At 64.8% G+C, this 1,512-nt stretch carries 1 protein-coding gene and 1 pseudogene; one reads left to right on the top strand and one right to left on the bottom strand.

Annotation, left to right across the window (positions count from 1 at the left end; translation table 11 throughout):
• A pseudogene (locus tag IB236_RS24155) lies at nucleotides 1-263 on the top strand (cytidyltransferase); the annotation flags it as partial.
• Between the two features lie 244 nt (nucleotides 264-507).
• Here the strand turns inward: IB236_RS24155 and IB236_RS24150 are convergent.
• The coding region (locus IB236_RS24150; protein ID WP_192422480.1) for a Zn-dependent hydrolase at nucleotides 508-1,512 on the bottom strand (1,005 nt) is incomplete at its 5' end.

The following is a 1,512-nucleotide window of genomic DNA, read 5'->3' as shown; positions in this document are numbered from 1 at the left end:
ACCTGCCCGAGGCCCGCATGCGCGCCGCGCTGCAGTCAGTGGCCGTGTTCGACCACCCCGACCGCAGCCAGCGCGGTCGCACCATCACGCATGCACACTACTTTGACCTGGGCGATGCGCCCTTCCCGGTGGTGCAGGCCGATGACGATGCAGCGCTGGTGCAGTGGACCCGCATCGACCAGCTGGCAGGCCTGGAAGAGGAATTCTTCGAAGACCACTTCCACATGCTGGACCACTTTCTGGGGCTGACGAAGCTGGACTGATCCGTTCCACCCGCTTTTTGCATCCAGACGGGTGCAAGCGCTACGGAATCGTGTCTCTGTAGCTATATTTTGTATAGCACCAGGGATTCTCTGCACGAATCGAGCGGTCCGTGGGCGCTGCGGATCGGGATGGGCTGTAAGGCGCAAGACGCAGCAATAGCCGCAGCTATGGCGAGTACTTGCAACGCGGCAGACCGCCCGAGGCCGCAGATGCACACGGCGCGGTGATTCGTGCAGAGGATCCCTAGGTACCAGCCCGCTCCAGCATGGCATGCAGCAGCACGTTGCACCCGGCCTCGATGTGCTCGGGTTTCGCATCCTCGATCTCGTTGTGGCTGATGCCGTCCTTGCAGGGGATGAAGATCATGCCGCTGGGTGCGAGCTTGGCCATGTACACGGCGTCGTGCCCCGCGCCGGAGACGGCGGGCATGTGGCTGTAGCCCAGCTTGGCGGCGGCGCGGCCTACGGCCTCCACACATTCGGGCTGGAAGAGTTGCGCGGGGTAGCTGGACACCATCTCGATGTGCACCTGCACACCGTGTTCTTGGGCCACCTGGTCGGCAAAGGCCTTGACCTCGGCAGCCATGGCGTCCACCAGTGCGTCCGTGCTGTTGCGCAGGTCGATGCTGAATTTGACCCGGCCGGGGATGACGTTGCGGCTGTTGGGGAAGACTTGCACCATGCCTACGGTGCCGCGCCCGTGCGGCGGGTGGCGGTGGGCGGCGGCGACTACGTCTTGCATGATGCGTGTGGCGGCCAGCAGGGCGTCCTTGCGCAGGGCCATGGGTGTGGGGCCGGCGTGGGCTTCCATGCCGGTCACGGTGCAGTCAAACCAGCGGATACCCAGCACGCCGCTGACCACGCCGATGGTCTTGTCGTTGTCTTCCAGCACGGGGCCTTGTTCGATGTGGGTTTCGAAGTAGGCGCCGATGGGGTGGTCGCCGGGCTCCTGGTCTCCGATGTAGCCGATGCGCTCGAGTTCACCCTTCACCGTCTTGCCTTCGGTGTCGGTGGCGGCGTAGGCGTGCTCCAGCGTGAAGGCTTTGGCGAACACGCCCGAGCCCATCATCACCGGCACGAAGCGGCTGCCTTCCTCGTTGGTCCAGAAGGCCACCTCGATCGGTGCCTCGGTCTCGATGCCGTGGTCGTTGAGCGTGCGCACGACTTCGATGCCGGCGAGCACGCCGTAGTTGCCATCGAACTTGCCGCCGGTGGGCTGGGTGTCGATGTGGCTGCCGGTCATGATGGG

The organism is Acidovorax sp. ACV02 (genome assembly GCF_014851475.1).
Classification (GTDB): domain Bacteria; phylum Pseudomonadota; class Gammaproteobacteria; order Burkholderiales; family Burkholderiaceae_C; genus Acidovorax; species Acidovorax delafieldii.
The sequence above is the reverse complement of the archived record's forward strand: the minus strand, read 5'-3'. Positions and strand labels throughout refer to the sequence as shown.